At 70.7% G+C, this 14,107-nt stretch carries 13 protein-coding genes and 1 riboswitch; of the genes, 4 read left to right on the top strand and 9 right to left on the bottom strand.

Annotated features, from left to right (window positions below):
• Window positions 1-20 precede the first annotated feature (20 nt).
• The 3 genes from ACFZCP_RS02675 to ACFZCP_RS02665 all read left to right on the top strand — a co-directional run bounded on the left by ACFZCP_RS02675 (window position 21) and on the right by ACFZCP_RS02665 (window position 4,266).
• Window positions 21-527, top strand: coding sequence for a GNAT family N-acetyltransferase (locus tag ACFZCP_RS02675; RefSeq protein ID WP_362691986.1), 507 nt, complete (start codon window positions 21-23; stop codon window positions 525-527).
• 22 nt (window positions 528-549) lie between these two features.
• Window positions 550-705: riboswitch (cobalamin riboswitch) on the top strand.
• Window positions 706-829: 124 nt separating this feature from the next.
• Complete coding sequence (locus tag ACFZCP_RS02670; RefSeq protein ID WP_391423382.1) at window positions 830-3,202, top strand: ribonucleoside-diphosphate reductase subunit alpha; 2,373 nt, start codon at window positions 830-832, stop codon at window positions 3,200-3,202.
• Between the two features lie 56 nt (window positions 3,203-3,258).
• Window positions 3,259-4,266 (top strand): ribonucleotide-diphosphate reductase subunit beta, encoded by a 1,008-nt coding sequence (locus ACFZCP_RS02665; protein WP_391423381.1) that lies wholly within the window; start codon window positions 3,259-3,261, stop codon window positions 4,264-4,266.
• Here the strand turns inward: ACFZCP_RS02665 and ACFZCP_RS02660 are convergent.
• Complete coding sequence (locus ACFZCP_RS02660) at window positions 4,179-4,433, bottom strand: hypothetical protein (protein WP_362691977.1); 255 nt, start codon at window positions 4,431-4,433, stop codon at window positions 4,179-4,181. The genes ACFZCP_RS02665 and ACFZCP_RS02660 overlap by 88 nt on opposite strands.
• A 92-nt stretch (window positions 4,434-4,525) precedes the next feature.
• On the opposite strand from ACFZCP_RS02660, the gene ACFZCP_RS02655 reads away from it, so the two are divergent.
• Entirely contained in the window at window positions 4,526-5,491 is a 966-nt protein-coding gene (locus ACFZCP_RS02655) for a helix-turn-helix domain-containing protein (protein WP_391423378.1), read from the top strand.
• A gap of 22 nt (window positions 5,492-5,513) precedes the next feature.
• Here the strand turns inward: ACFZCP_RS02655 and ACFZCP_RS02650 are convergent, their stop codons facing one another.
• The 8 genes from ACFZCP_RS02650 to ACFZCP_RS02615 all read right to left on the bottom strand — a co-directional run bounded on the left by ACFZCP_RS02650 (window position 5,514) and on the right by ACFZCP_RS02615 (window position 13,890).
• Entirely contained in the window at window positions 5,514-6,884 is a 1,371-nt protein-coding gene (locus ACFZCP_RS02650; RefSeq protein ID WP_391423376.1) for a cytochrome P450, read from the bottom strand.
• On the bottom strand, window positions 6,881-7,963 hold the full coding sequence (gene cyc1, locus ACFZCP_RS02645) for an epi-isozizaene synthase (protein ID WP_391423374.1): 1,083 nt from the start codon (window positions 7,961-7,963) through the stop codon (window positions 6,881-6,883). The genes ACFZCP_RS02650 and cyc1 overlap by 4 nt, the downstream gene beginning before the upstream one ends.
• A 260-nt stretch (window positions 7,964-8,223) precedes the next feature.
• Window positions 8,224-8,874 carry a peptide deformylase gene (def, locus tag ACFZCP_RS02640; protein ID WP_362691965.1) on the bottom strand — a complete coding sequence of 217 codons (651 nt, stop codon included), beginning with the start codon at window positions 8,872-8,874 and terminating at the stop codon, window positions 8,224-8,226.
• 149 nt (window positions 8,875-9,023) lie between these two features.
• Window positions 9,024-10,028, bottom strand: a complete 1,005-nt coding sequence (locus tag ACFZCP_RS02635; protein ID WP_391423371.1) for a tetratricopeptide repeat protein — start codon at window positions 10,026-10,028, stop codon at window positions 9,024-9,026.
• Between the two features lie 100 nt (window positions 10,029-10,128).
• The gene (locus ACFZCP_RS02630) at window positions 10,129-11,445 is read right to left on the bottom strand and encodes an HD-GYP domain-containing protein (RefSeq protein ID WP_391423369.1); all 1,317 of its coding nucleotides are present in this window, start codon (window positions 11,443-11,445) and stop codon (window positions 10,129-10,131) included.
• Complete coding sequence (locus ACFZCP_RS02625; protein ID WP_391423367.1) at window positions 11,442-12,752, bottom strand: HD domain-containing phosphohydrolase; 1,311 nt, start codon at window positions 12,750-12,752, stop codon at window positions 11,442-11,444. Before ACFZCP_RS02625 ends, ACFZCP_RS02630 begins: the two co-directional genes overlap by 4 nt.
• Window positions 12,753-12,886: 134 nt before the next feature.
• Window positions 12,887-13,189, bottom strand: a complete 303-nt coding sequence (gene rsrA / locus ACFZCP_RS02620; RefSeq protein ID WP_362691954.1) for a mycothiol system anti-sigma-R factor — start codon at window positions 13,187-13,189, stop codon at window positions 12,887-12,889.
• Window positions 13,186-13,890: a sigma-70 family RNA polymerase sigma factor gene (locus ACFZCP_RS02615; RefSeq protein WP_391423364.1), complete on the bottom strand. Its 705-nt coding sequence runs from the start codon at window positions 13,888-13,890 to the stop codon at window positions 13,186-13,188. The genes rsrA and ACFZCP_RS02615 overlap by 4 nt, the downstream gene beginning before the upstream one ends.
• Between the last annotated feature and the right edge of the window lie 217 nt (window positions 13,891-14,107).

Raw genomic sequence — 14,107 nt, 5'->3', positions numbered from 1 at the left:
TTTCGTGCACACTCACCGGCATGGACCTCCTGATCCGCCGCGCAGACCCCGCCGAATACGCCGCCCTGGGAGAACTCACCGCCCAGGCCTACCTCCAGGACGGCCTGCTGGACTTCGGCGAGAGCGACGCGTACCTCGGTGAGCTCCGGGACGTGGCCAAGCGGGCGGCCGCGGCCGAAGTCCTCGTGGCCGTCCGCAACGCGACAGTCCTGGGCGGAGTCACCTTCGTCCCGTCCGGTGGCCCCATGGCCGACATAGCGGGCCCGGCAGAGGCCGAGATCCGGATGCTCGCGGTCTCGCGCACCGCCCGCGGCCGGGGCGTCGGCGAGGCCCTCGTCCGCGCGTGCATCGACCGGGCCCGCCGCACCGCGGGATGCACCCGCATCGTCCTGTCCACGCAGCGCACCATGCACAGCGCCCACCGCATCTACGAGCGCCTGGGTTTCGTTCGCACACCCGAGCGGGACTGGAATCCCCTCCCCGACCTGGACGACATCACTCTCCTCACCTACGAGTTGACCCTCTGAAGCCACGACGACACAACATCTGGGGGTGACACGACAGCCCGGCACTAGATGTATGCTCATCCTCGCTGTCGTCGCAGGGGAATCCGGTGCGAATCCGGAACTGTCCCGCAACGGTGTACTTGCGTGCATCCGCACGCCCGCGTCAGTCCGAGGACCTGCCGGCAGCACGCACCCGGCCGTCCGGCGCGGGTGCCTTGAGACGTCCGGGCCTCGTGGAGTGGGCTGGTGGACGCGACGCCGTGTGCGCTCGTGCCGCCCCCTGCCCTCCGCAAGGCCCCGTGCCGAGCGAGGGAGAGCCCCACGTGACCATCGCGCCAGCCGACCCGGCTTCAGCCATCCAGGCGACCGGAGCCCCGGTGGAGACCGACGGTCCCGGTGCCGCGCTGCTGCGGACCCTGACCGAGCTGACCGCCGACCTCCCCGACGCCGACCCCGGCCGGGTCGCCGCGGCCGCCCTGCGCGGCCGCTCCGCCCGGGCCGACGAGGCGGAGTTGCGCGAGCTGGCCACGGAGGCGGCCGCCGGCCTCATCTCCGAGGACCCCGCCTACTCCCGGCTGGCCGCCCGGCTGCTGACCCTCTCCGTCCGCGCGGAGGCCGCCTCGCAGGGTGTGACGTCCTTCACCGAGTCCGTAGCCGTGGGCCACCGCGAGGGCCTCGTCGCCGACCGCACCGCCGAGTTCGTCCGGCTGCACGCCGACCGGCTGGACTCCCTCGTCGACCCGGCCGCCGACGACCGCTTCGGCTACTTCGGCCTGCGCACCCTGCACAGCCGCTACCTGCTGCGCCACCCGATCACCCGCCAGGTGATCGAGACGCCCCAGCACTTCATGCTGCGCGTGGCCGCCGGTCTCGCCGAGGACGACAGCGCCCGCGCGGTGGACGAGGTCGCGGCGCTCTACGGGCTCATGAGCCGCCTCGACTACCTGCCCTCCTCCCCCACGCTGTTCAACTCCGGTACGCGCCACCCGCAGATGTCGTCCTGCTACCTGCTCGACTCCCCGCTGGATGAGCTGGACTCCATCTACGACCGCTACCACCAGGTCGCCCGTCTCTCGAAGCACGCCGGCGGCATCGGTCTGTCGTACTCCCGCATCCGTTCGCGCGGTTCGCTGATCCGCGGCACCAACGGGCACTCCAACGGCATCGTCCCGTTCCTGAAGACCCTGGACGCCTCGGTGGCCGCGGTGAACCAGGGCGGCCGGCGCAAGGGGGCCGCGGCCGTGTACCTGGAGACCTGGCACTCCGACATCGAGGAGTTCCTGGAGCTGCGGGACAACACCGGCGAGGACGCCCGCCGTACGCACAACCTGAACCTCGCGCACTGGGTCCCGGACGAGTTCATGCGCCGGGTCAACGCCGACGAGCAGTGGTCGCTGTTCTCCCCGGCGGACGTGCCGGAGCTGGTCGACCTGTGGGGCGAGGAGTTCGACGCCGCCTACCGCAGGGCGGAGGCGGCGGGGCTCGCGAAGAAGACCATCCCGGCCCGTGACCTGTACGGCCGCATGATGCGCACCCTCGCGCAGACCGGCAACGGCTGGATGACCTTCAAGGACGCCGCCAACCGCACGGCCAACCAGACGGCGACCGCGGGCCATGTCGTCCACTCCTCCAACCTCTGCACGGAGATCCTGGAGGTCACGGACGACGGGGAGACCGCGGTCTGCAATCTGGGCTCGGTCAACCTCGGTGCCTTCGTGAGCGACGGGGACATCGACTGGAAGCGCCTGGACGAGACCGTCCGCACGGCCGTCACCTTCCTCGACCGTGTCGTGGACATCAACTTCTACCCGACCGAGCAGGCGGGCCGCTCCAACGCCAGGTGGCGTCCGGTGGGCCTGGGCGCGATGGGTCTGCAGGACGTCTTCTTCAAGCTCCGTCTGCCCTTCGACTCGCCCGAGGCCAAGGCCCTGTCCACGCGGATCGCCGAGCGGATCATGCTCGCCGCGTACGAGGCCTCCGCCGACCTCGCCGAGCGGAACGGCCCGCTGCCCGCCTGGGAGAAGACCCGCACCGCCCAGGGTGTCCTGCACCCCGACCACTACGGCGTCGAGCCGGTCTGGCCCGAGCGCTGGGCGGCGCTGCGCGAGCGGATCGCCGCGGTCGGCATGCGCAACTCGCTGCTCCTCGCGATCGCCCCGACCGCGACGATCGCCTCCATCGCGGGTGTGTACGAGTGCATCGAGCCGCAGGTCTCCAACCTGTTCAAGCGCGAGACCCTGTCCGGCGAGTTCCTGCAGGTCAACTCGTACCTGGTGCAGGACCTGAAGGAGCTGGGCGTCTGGGACGCGCGCACCCGTGAGGCGCTGCGCGACTCCAACGGCTCGGTGCAGGACTTCGTGTGGATCCCGGCGGACCTGCGGGCGCTGTACCGCACGGCCTGGGAGATCCCGCAGCGCGGGCTCATCGACATGGCCGCGGCCCGCACCCCGTACCTGGACCAGTCGCAGTCCCTGAACCTGTTCCTGGAGACGCCGACGATCGGCAAGCTCTCCTCGATGTACGCGTACGCCTGGAAGTCGGGCCTGAAGACGACGTACTACCTGCGCTCGCGTCCGGCGACGCGGATCGCCCGCGCGGCGCAGGCCCAGCCGGCCATCCCCGTCCAGCAGGCGGCCGACCCCGACGCCGTCGCCTGCTCCCTGGAGAACCCCGAGTCCTGCGAGGCCTGCCAGTAGCTCCCGCCCGCCACCCGACCATCACCACTGGAGGACGGCGCCTCGCGCCGACAGCAATGACTCACCAGAACCTGCTCGACCCCGGCTTCGAGCTCACCCTGCGTCCGATGCGCTACCCGGACTTCTACGAGCGCTACCGGGACGCCATCAAGAACACCTGGACCGTGGAGGAGGTCGACCTCCACTCGGACGTCGCCGACCTCGCGAAGCTGTCCCCCGAGGAGCAGCACCTGATCGGCCGTCTGGTGGCCTTCTTCGCGACGGGCGACTCGATCGTCGCGAACAACCTGGTGCTGACGCTGTACAAGCACATCAACTCCCCGGAGGCGCGCCTGTACCTGTCGCGCCAGCTGTTCGAGGAGGCCGTGCACGTCCAGTTCTATCTGACGCTGCTCGACACCTACCTGCCCGACCCGGACGACCGCGCCGCCGCCTTCGCGGCCGTGGAGAACATCCCGTCGATCCGTGAGAAGGCCGGGTTCTGCTTCAAGTGGATCGACTCGGTCGACAAGCTGGACCGTCTGGAGTCCAGGGCCGACCGCCGCCGCTTCCTGCTCAACCTGATCTGCTTCGCCGCGTGCATCGAGGGCCTGTTCTTCTACGGCGCCTTCGCGTACGTCTACTGGTTCCGCAGCCGGGGTCTGCTGCACGGTCTCGCGACCGGCACCAACTGGGTGTTCCGCGACGAGACGATGCACATGTCCTTCGCCTTCGAGGTGGTCGACACCGTCCGCAAGGAGGAGCCGGACCTCTTCGACGACGAGCTGCAGCAGCAGGTCACCGACATGCTGCGGGAGGCCGTCGAGGCCGAGCTGCAGTTCGCGCGCGACCTGTGCGGTGACGGCCTGCCGGGCATGAACACCGAGTCGATGCGGCAGTACCTGGAGTGCGTCGCCGACCAGCGCCTGACGCGCCTCGGCTTCGCCCCGGTGTACGGCTCGGAGAACCCCTTCTCCTTCATGGAGCTGCAGGGTGTTCAGGAGCTGACGAACTTCTTCGAGCGCCGCCCGTCGGCGTACCAGGTCGCGGTGGAGGGCACCGTGGACCTGGACGAGGACTTCTGAGTCTCCTTGTTCCGCTGATCGCCTCCGCGGTTCTCCTGGGCCTCCCCGAGCTGCCGGTCGATGCGCCTGTCGCGCACGATGCCGAGCACGGACGGGAGGGCCAGGAGGACCAGGATGCCGAGCGTGGTGAGCATTCCGATCAGGCCTTCGATCTGGTTTCCGGTCATGTCACCACTGTCGCGCCGAACGCTCCTGACCGGGAGTGGCAGGACTGCCGCACACCATCGATTTACTGCCAGCTCTGAGGCACACTGGTCGCATGCTCAGGAACGTGGCGGCCGTGCTGCTGGACGGAGTGCACCCCTTCGAGCTGGGTGTGGTGTGCGAGGTGTTCGGCATCGACCGCAGCGACGAGGGCCTGCCGGTGTACGACTTCGCCGTGGTCTCGGCGGAGGGCGAGGCGCTGAGCACCCATGTCGGCGGGCTCACCGTGTCGACGCCGTACGGTCTGGAGCGGCTGGAGGAGGCCGACCTGATCGCGGTGCCGGCCGGCAGCGAGTACGTCACCCGGGAGTATCCGCCCGCGCTGCTCGATGCCCTGGCGCGGGCGGTCGGGCGCGGCACCCGGGTGCTGAGCGTGTGTTCCGGTGTCTTCGTGCTCGGAGCGGCCGGGCTGCTCGACGGGCGGCGGTGCAGCGTGCACTGGCGTCACGCCGGCGAGCTGGCGCTGCGCAATCCCCGGGCCGTCATCGAACCGGACGTCCTCTACGTCGACGAGGACCCGGTGATCACCTCCGCCGGCACCGCGGCCGGCATCGACGCCTGTCTGCACATCGTGCGCAAGGAACAGGGCCCGGAGGTGGCCAACAGGATCGCCCGGCGCATGGTGGTGCCGCCGCACCGGGACGGCGGCCAGGCGCAGTACATCGAGCGGCCGCTGCCCAAGGCCCCGTGCGACACGGTCGGCGAGGTCCTGGTGTGGATGGAGGAACACCTCGACCGTGAGGTGACCGTCGAGCAGCTCGCCGCCCGCGCCCATATGGCGCCGCGCACCTTCGCCCGCCGCTTCCAGCAGGAGACGGGGACGACTCCCTACCGCTGGATCCTGCGCCAACGGGTGCTGCTGGCGCAGGAGTTGCTGGAGGCCACGGACGAGACCGTGGACGCGATCGCCTCGCGCACCGGGTTCGGCACCGCAGCGGCGCTGCGCCACCAGTTCGTCCGCGCGCTGGGCACGACGCCGAACGCCTACCGGCGCGCGTTCCGGGGCCCGCAGGCCGCCTGAGCGCGCGCCGGTACCCGGTGGCCTACCAGGGCTGCGGTGTGAGCAGCAGCCGGTGCGGCCGGAGCGTGATGCCCACGCGCGTGGTGTCGTTCGACCCGCCGACCTGCTCGAAGCGGTACTTCTCCGAGATCGCCGCGGTGATCAGGCTCAGCTGGGTCATGGAGAAGTGGTCGCTCGGGCACTTGCGGTTGCCGACGCTGAAGGGGCTCATGGCGTACTTCGGCACGTCCTTGGACCGCTCGGGAAGCCAGCGGTCGGGGTCGAAGTCGAGGTGACGGTCGTAGGAGCTGCCGTCGCGCTGGATGGCGTAGGGGCTGTACACGATGTCCGCCCCGGCCGGAATGCGATAGCCGCCGAGGGAGGTGTCGGTCACCGCGCGCCGCGTCAGAATCCATACGGCGGGACGCAGCCGCATGGCCTCGACGACGACATTGTTGGTGTGCCTGAGCGCACGGACGTCCGCGAATCCAACGGGCCGGCCGCCGGTCACGGATTGGACCTCGGCGCGCACCTTCTCGGCGTGTTCGGGATGTTCGGCGAGGATCTGGAGCAGCCACATGATCGTGGAAGCGACAGTTTCGCTTCCCGGGGTGACTATCGCGACCACCTGGTCGTGGATCTCCTGTTCCCCGATGGGGTCGCCATTGTCGTCCTTCGCCTCCAGCAATGCCGTCAGCAAATCGTCCGGCTTTTGACCAGATGCCCTCCGCTCGGCGACGATCTCGTCGACCAGCAGATGCAAATCGGCCAGCGCCCGGTTGAATTCACGGTTGGCCGGGAACGGCAACCGGTACAAGGGCCCGAGCGGGACGACCATCCTGCGGTACATACCACGGAAGACGGTCGCGAGATCGACGCTGAGCCGCTCCGCGCGCTCGTCCATGAACTCGCCGCGCAGCAGGCAGCGGGCCGCGATCCGTACCGCGACCCGGAAGGACTCCGCGGTGCAGTCGATGGTCTCGCCGGGCTGCCAGCGGCGGGTCAGGGCGTGCGCCTCCTCCTCCATGACCGGCCCGTACCCGGGGATCGCGTCGAGCCGGAACGCGGGCTGGATGGTGCGCCGCTGGCGGCGGTGGCGGGGGCCGTTGGCGGTGGCGACGCCCTCCTTGCCGAGCAGTCCTTCGAGGGACTCCCACAGCGGGCCGTCGATCGCGAAGTCGGGGCTGAGGGCGAGTGCGCCGGTGAGCGCCGGTGTGGTGACGGCGTACACCGTCTTCGGGCCGAGCTTGAGGCGCACGACGTCGCCGTGCGCGCGCAGCCCGGACATGAAGGCGAGCGGGTCGCGGACCAGTTGCAGACCGTGCCCGAGGACCGGGACGGCGCCGCCGGCCAGGGGCGGTTCGCGCAGTTCCGTCGCCTCGCCGGTCATGGGCTTCACAGACTCGACGGTCATTTCTCACCTGCCGCTTCGTTGTTGACGTACGGGGGCGTGGACCGGTCGTCCCAGCTGTCGACCGTGTACCGGCCGGACTCGTGGTGGAACCAGTAGACGGAACTGAACCAGTTCCGCATGGAACCGACGCAGGCGCGCACGGCCGCACTCAATTCCCCTCCCTCGGCCGTGCCGTCGGCGAGTTCACCGACGAAACGCAAGGCGTCCCGTTCGGCGTCAATGAATTCACGGATGCATTTCTCGACGCGCCGCCTGACTTCGTCCACCGCTTCTTCGAGGGTGAGTGCCTCATGAGTGATGAGACTGATTCCGAGATTGTGCACCTCGTCGCCCGCTATCTCTTTCGGTAGCGAGCAGAGGTCGTTGTACCAGGCGGCGAATTCCTGACTGAGCAGCGCCGCACGGCGATAGGCCGGGTGTTTCCTTACGGCGTCGGGGAGTTCATGCCCGGCGCTCGGCTCCAGCAGGTCCGTCCATATCCAGTGCGCGAACGTGAGCCGCCGAAGGGCAAGGTATTCATCGACCTTCGGGACATACCCCCTGGTCCGGTTCCGGAACTCGCGGTCGTAGGCCTCGATCACCTCGTGGAAGTGGCGGGCGAACCGCCGGTTCCAGGTGTGCGACAGGAAGGAGTACAGCCGCAGCACACTGTCCGCGAGTCCCGCGACCAGGGGGTCCGGGTGGTGCAGATGGTGCCGGGGGGCGTCGAGGGCCGCGTGCAGGCGGTACCTCAGCCGGCGCCAGTCGGCCGTCCGCCCGTGCACCCGGTCACGGTCGTGCCGGTCGTCCCAGACGAAGAACCAGGCGCTGTAGTCCGCTATGGCCTGAAGGACGTCGTCGGGGGCGCCGGTGTAGTACCCCGCCATGAGGTCGGTGTAGCAAAGTCCGTCGGCATATTCCCGCACCTTGTCCGCCGGCATGAGCCGTTTTTCCAGGAGCCACTGCCTGGTCTTCTCCTGGAGCTTTGGCCAATACGGGTGGAGTTGTCGTGGAAACGAGTCCTCGATCACCGGGAGGGCAAGAGACGGCGGTACTGCTACCGCCGTCGACGATGTGGTGCCGTGTGAGAAAGCGTGCACGAACAGTCCCCTCTCAGCCGCCAGGAGCGCCCGCCCCTCCGAACCGTGCCGGGCGCGCGCCGTTGCGTATCCCCGCCCTTCCCATTCAGCACCACAACTGACCGTTGAGGGAACGCATTTGCTTCACTCACCACCCCAAGATGCCGGGATTCTTGCGACGAACAAACGAACGACGCCCGGCCGGGACAGATCCCGGCCGGGCGTCACAGCGGGCGTCATGGCTGCTCCCGCAGGGTCGCCGTACGTCTCGGCGTGACGTCTCAGTCGTTGGCGACCACCGGGTAGCGTGGCTCGTTCTCAGCCATCTGCCGCAGGGCGTCCTTGCGGTCGCGCTTGGACAGGCGGTCGATGTACAGGTACCCGTAGAGGTGGTCGGTCTCGTGCTGCAAACACCGTGCGAAGTATCCGGTGCCGCGGACCTTGATCGGGTTGCCCTTCTCGTCCTGGCCGGTCACCTCGGCGTAGTCGGGACGCGCGAGCGGCGCGTACGCCGTGGGTACGGACAGGCAGCCCTCGTTGCTGTCGTCGAGGCGGCGCTTGTCGGCGGGCAGGTCGACCAGCTTGGGGTTGCAGACCACGCCGACGTGGCGGGCGCCCTCGTCGTCGGGGCAGTCGTAGACGAAGACCTTCAGGTCGACACCGATCTGGTTGGCGGCCAGGCCCACGCCCTCGGCGGTGCGCTGGCTGGCGAACATGTCCGCGACCAGCTGCTGGAGCTCCTCGCCGAACTCGGTGACGTCCTTGCACTCCGTGTGCAGCACCGGGTTGCCGACGACCGTGATCGGCCGGGAGGTGCCGCGCTCGTGCCAGGCCTGCTCGCGCCCCTCGCAGTCCTCCGTGTCGACGACATACCCCTCGTCGTCGACGGGGAGCACGCCCGCGTGCTGCTGATCGGTGTCCTGCTGCGCCATGACCGACGTAAGCCTTCCTCAGGAAAACAGGTGGTGAAGTTGCTGCTACAGGGTACGTGCAGCGGCCCTCAGGAGGCGCGGGACCGATCCTCGCGGCTCCGCCGCGCGGACGCGACCAGCCACGACGCCGCCGCGGCCGGAAGGCTGCGTCAACACACCTCTTCGAGGTCCCGCCAGTCCCTGGAGTCCGGGCTGTCCGCGACCCATCCGTCCAGCAGCCCCCTCACCAGGGAAGCCGGCGCAGCCACCCCGCACTCCCGCTCCGGCACCCACAGCTGCCCGTCCGTCCGGTGCCCGAGCGGTCCGGGGTGCCCGGGCTCACTGTGGTCGTGCGGATCCAGATGCACTCCCTCACCCTCGTCGGAGGGCATACGGGACTCCGAACACATCCGGCACAGCAGCCTCACCGACGACGACCAGTCCTCCGCGGCGAACCCCGCGTCGGCGGCCAGCTGCTCCAGCGCGTCCCGGTCGGCATCGGTGGCCGCCTCCAGCAGGACCACCCAGGTGGGCACGGGCGAGGGCGCCCACAGTTCGATCTCGTCGAAGACCGGGTAGGAGTGCCCCGCGGACGTCGTGCGCTCGCCGTGCGGGACGCCGTCGTGCAGCACGACCTCGCCCCAGCGGCGCCCGGAGGAGGGCAGCGGAATGGAGAGCACCTCCATGCGGGCCGGGTCCAGCCTGCGGCCCCACACGACCTCGGCCTCGCCCTCCGGCGAGAGCCGCACGGCCGCGCTGCCCAGTTCCATGCCGAGCGGCTCGCCCGAGGCGGCAGCTCCCCCTGCCTTCGACCGGGAGGGCCCCCCGGGCACCTTGAGTCCGTAGGCCTGCCAGGCGCGGCGGGCCAGCGGCCAGTCCTGCAGGGCGGTGGCGGCGATGCCGACGTTCCACCAGTCCGGGGCGCCGCTCTCGCGGTCCAGGAGGGCCACCGCGCGCAGTCCGGCGGCGCGGGCCTGCTCCCAGTCGTGCCGGAACTTGTGCAGCAGGGCGAGGTTGAACCAGGACTCCGACAGCCAGGGTTCCAGGTCGGCCGCGCGTGTCAGCAGTTCGCCCGCGTCCTCGTACCGGCCGTCCCCGATGAGCGTGAACGCGCGGTCGGTGGCCTGCCGCCAGGAGGCGGAGGGCCGGTGCCGTCCCTTGCCGAAGATCCTCACGATTCCCGCCTGCCAGTTCCATTTCCGCACAGTGGGCTGGCTTGTGCCCCCGGACACCCTCTCCCTCGCATCCAACCACGTACGCCGGGAAGGGCGCTCATTACCCATGGGTTACCCCGCCGCGGGCGGCCTCAGGCCCATCCGTCTCCCCCCACCCTGACACGAGGCTCCCCCAGAACTGAACGCCCGGGGGGACCCCCGTCGCGCCGACCCCGTTGCGGGACAGCACCCGGGCGAGCGATTCGACGACCTCGGGAGCGTATTCCCCGGCCGTGGCCAGGCGCAGCTCCTCCAGGGCCCTGAGCGGCCCGTCGGGCCCGGCGTCGCGAGCCCTCTCCTCGTAGGCGTTCACCGCCCGCACGATCCGCGCGGCGAGCGGCTGCTCCCGGCAGGCGTCGGCCTGCCGCTCCACGACCACGGCGACCGCCGCATCCACCCCGGTCTGCCGTACGACGGCCCCGCCGAGCAGGGCGATGCGCCGCTGTTCCTGCGCGGGCAGGGCCGCGGTGGCGCCGGCCGGGACGGGGTCGACCAGGCTGAGCTGCCCGATGTCGTGCATGAGGGCCGCATGCTCCAGGACGGTCAGTTCCGCTCCGGACAGGCCCAGGTCCCGGCCGACGGCCAGGCTGAGCGCGGCGACGCGGCGGGCGTGCCCGGCCGGGGTGTACCCGGCCACCTCGGTGGCCCGCGCGAGGGAGGCGATGGTCTGCCGGTAGGTGGCACGGACGGCGGCGTAGCGGCGCACGGACAGCTGGGTCAGCAGCAGCGGCAGGCAGAACACCGGCAGCGCCCACAGCCCGACCACGGCGACCGCCAGCGCCATGACCGCGCCGGTCGCGCACACGGCGGACCCGATGCCGAGCAGCCCGCGCAGTTCGTCGCGCAGCAGCGGGCCGAAGGGCCAGCGGGTGCGGGAGTGGGCGAGGGCCGCGGCGAGGACGGTGTCGCACAGGGCGGTGAGCACGACGAGGACGACCAGCAGCAGGGCGTAGGCGGGGCCGCTCCAGTGCGCGAACACGCCCTCGTTGTAGAGGGGCTGGAAGCAGACGGCGGCGAAGCCGACGGTCAGCAGGCGGCGGGCGAGATGGTCGAGGGTGGGGCTGCGGCCGCACCAGATGTGCGGGACGCCGCCCAGCAGGGAGGCGGCGAGGACGATGGTGACGACCTGGGGGGCGTCGTGCTGGGTCGGGTGTCCCGCGTCGACCCCCAGCAGGGCGTACGACAGCGATGCGGCGGTGCCCAGGGGCGCGGCCCGGCGCACCGGGGCGTCGCTCCACCGGGTCAGCTCGCCGACGGCTATGAGCACGCCGAAGGCGAGAGCCACGCCCCGCTCGTGCATGCCGCTCCACAGGGTGAAGGCGAGGGAGAGGGCCGCGACGAGGGCGGCGCAGCCGTGGATGAGCCGCAGGGCGGTCACCGGGGTGCCCCGCCGCGGCTGCCGGTGACCGGCTGCTGGGCCGGGACCCCGTACGGCGTCTCGTCGGCCGTGACGGCCGGGTGCCAGCCCCAGCGGTCCAGGGCCCGGACCAGCGCGGTGACCATGCGCGGGTCGAACTGGGTCCCCGCGCACCGCTCCAGCTCGGTGACCGCCGCCTCGACGGGGCGGGCCCTGCTGTAGGACCGGGTGGAGGTCATGGCGTCGAAGGCGTCCGCGACGGCCACCACCCGGGCGCACTCGGGTATCTGACCGCCCGCCAGCCCGTACGGGTAGCCGCTGCCGTCGAGCCGTTCGTGGTGGTGCAGGATCGCCGTCCGGGCCTCTCCGAGGAAGGAGATCCCGCGGACCATCTCGTGGCCGTACTCGGGATGCAGCTCGATGATCCGCCGCTCCTCGGGGGTCAGCGGCCCGTCCTTGCGCAGCAGCCGGGTGGGCACGCCGAGCTTGCCGACGTCGTGCAGGATGCCCGCGAAGCGCAGCACCTCGACGCGGTCGTCGTCCATGCCGAGCTCACGGGCGATCATCACGGAGGCCTGTCCGACCCGCTCGCTGTGGCCGCGGGTGTAGCCGTCCTTGATGTCGACGGCCTGCACCAGCGCGCGGATGGTGGCCTGGTGGGCGGCCCGCTCCCGGTGGCACTGGGCGAAGACCCAGTAGGAGACGCCCATCGGCAGCAGCACGAGGAGCGCGGCGCCGGGCCCGTACGGGCTGCGCCACAGCACGGCCATCATGAGCCCCGCCAGCCCGTGCACCGCGACCGGCGCCAGCGAGCGGGACAGCAGCCCGCGCCAGGCCCTGTGCAGCGGCACGTGCTCGGCGGTGGCGAGGATCCCGCCGTCGAGCGCGGCGAGCACCAGGCAGAAGGCGAGGACGGCGGCCCCGGCGGGCACGAGGGCGTAGGGGAAGTCGCAGCCCACGACGGCGTCCCGGCCGCCGAGCGCCCAGTGCACCCGGGACGCGGCCCACACGGCGAGCGAGGGCTGTGCGGCCCGCCAGACGCGGCGCGGCCACCCCGAACGCTGCTCGACACGCGCGAACAGGGCGGCCGGCACGGGGACGAGCGCCGCGGCGGGCGGCGCCAGCAGGAACGCCCCGGCGAGCAGAACGGGGTAGAAGGTGCCGCCCAGACGGCGCCGTACGACGTGGTCGCAGGCCGCGTACAGGGCGGCCACCAGGGCGAGCGCCCACCAGGGGGTACGGGTGGCCGGAAGGGGCACGACGCAGAGCACGGCCAGCAGGGCGACACAGGCGACATAGCCGCGTGCCCCTGCCGGAACCGCCTCCATCACGCCCCTCCCGCCGCCCATGCCTGTCCCGGCACGGAGCCTAGGGCGGCATTCGGAGGGTCCGGAGGACTATGACCCGAGGATTAGCACGTTCGGGTGATACGCGGGCGCTCGGACCCGGCGAGCCGTGCGGCTCAGCTCTCCTGCGGTGCGGCGGTCACGTCGTGCTCGGGGACGGCCTGTCCGGAGCGGATCAGGTCGATCCGCCCCATGACCTTGGCGCGCAGGTCGGAGGGCACGTCGTCATGCCCGCAGCACCGCTTGACCAGCTTCTTCACGGCCTGCTCCAGGCCGTACTTCTCCAGGCACGGGGAGCATTCCTCGAAGTGGTGCTGGAACTTGTCGCGGTCGACGTCCGGCATCTCGCTGTCGAGGAACTCGTACAGATGGTCGAGGACCTCACTGCAGTCCGTCTCGTGCGGCTCTCCGCAGCTCATGAGCCCGAGCCTTTCACTTCGTTCGACTCTGCGGCGCCGGCGGGGACCAGACCACGGTCACGGGCGTAGTCCTCCAGCAGTCCGCGCAGTTGACGGCGGCCCCGGTGCAGCCGGGACATCACCGTTCCGATGGGTGTCCCCATGATGTCCGCGATCTCCTTGTACGCAAAGCCCTCTACGTCCGCGAGATAGACGGCGATGCGGAACTCCTCGGGGATCGCCTGCAGCGCTGCCTTCACGTCCGAGTCGGGCAGGTGGTCGAGCGCCTGCGACTCGGCGGAACGCAGACCCGTCGACATGTGCGACTCGGCACGGGCGAGCTGCCAGTCCTCGATCTCCTCGGCCGCGCTGCGCTGGGGCTCGCGCTGCTTCTTGCGGTACGAGTTGATGAAGGTGTTCGTGAGAATCCGGTACAGCCACGCCTTGAGGTTCGTGCCCTCGCGGAACTGGTGGAAGGACGCGTACGCCTTGGCGTACGTCTCCTGCACCAGGTCCTCGGCGTCGGCCGGGTTGCGCGTCATGCGCAGCGCGGCCGAGTACATCTGGTCGAGGAATTCGAGCGCATCCCGCTCGAAGCGCGCACTGCGCTCCGTCGTCGACTCGGAGCCGGTCTCCGTGTCGGCCGCACCCATGCCCTGGCCCTCGGGCAGCTCCGCCTGGCCGTTGTCGGTCCCTGCGTCGGTCCCAGTGACCGGACCCACCTCCTCAAGATCCCGGGCGGGACCGAAACCGATCCCACTCGTTTCGGAGGATAGAACACGACCCGTGCCTGCCGCCGCCCGAATAGGCGCGGCCTTGGCCGCGCGCAGCACCGTCCAGTCCAGGTCAGTGCGGCTGCTGCGGCTCGGGCAAATGGTCGAACCCATGCGGCGGACTTCCTCTCCACGACGGCGGTGCCGGTGCTCCGGCGCTTCTGTC

It is taken from the genome of Streptomyces sp. NPDC007971 (genome assembly GCF_042958635.1).
Taxonomy (GTDB): Bacteria; Actinomycetota; Actinomycetes; order Streptomycetales; family Streptomycetaceae; genus Streptomyces.
The sequence above is the reverse complement of the archived record's forward strand: the minus strand, read 5'-3'. Positions and strand labels throughout refer to the sequence as shown.

Excerpts from the sequence above, each read along its gene's own strand:
- ACFZCP_RS02650 (WP_391423376.1), bottom strand. The coding sequence starts at position 6,884 with ATGACCGTCGAGTCTGTGAAGCCCATGACCGGCGAGGCGACGGAACTG.
- rsrA (WP_362691954.1), bottom strand. The coding sequence starts at position 13,189 with ATGAGCTGCGGAGAGCCGCACGAGACGGACTGCAGTGAGGTCCTCGAC.
- ACFZCP_RS02675 (WP_362691986.1), top strand. The coding sequence starts at position 21 with ATGGACCTCCTGATCCGCCGCGCAGACCCCGCCGAATACGCCGCCCTG.
- ACFZCP_RS02665 (WP_391423381.1), top strand. The coding sequence starts at position 3,259 with ATGACTCACCAGAACCTGCTCGACCCCGGCTTCGAGCTCACCCTGCGT.
- ACFZCP_RS02660 (WP_362691977.1), bottom strand. The coding sequence starts at position 4,433 with ATGACCGGAAACCAGATCGAAGGCCTGATCGGAATGCTCACCACGCTC.
- ACFZCP_RS02625 (WP_391423367.1), bottom strand. The coding sequence starts at position 12,752 with ATGGAGGCGGTTCCGGCAGGGGCACGCGGCTATGTCGCCTGTGTCGCC.
- ACFZCP_RS02655 (WP_391423378.1), top strand. The coding sequence starts at position 4,526 with ATGCTCAGGAACGTGGCGGCCGTGCTGCTGGACGGAGTGCACCCCTTC.
- def (WP_362691965.1), bottom strand. The coding sequence starts at position 8,874 with ATGGCGCAGCAGGACACCGATCAGCAGCACGCGGGCGTGCTCCCCGTC.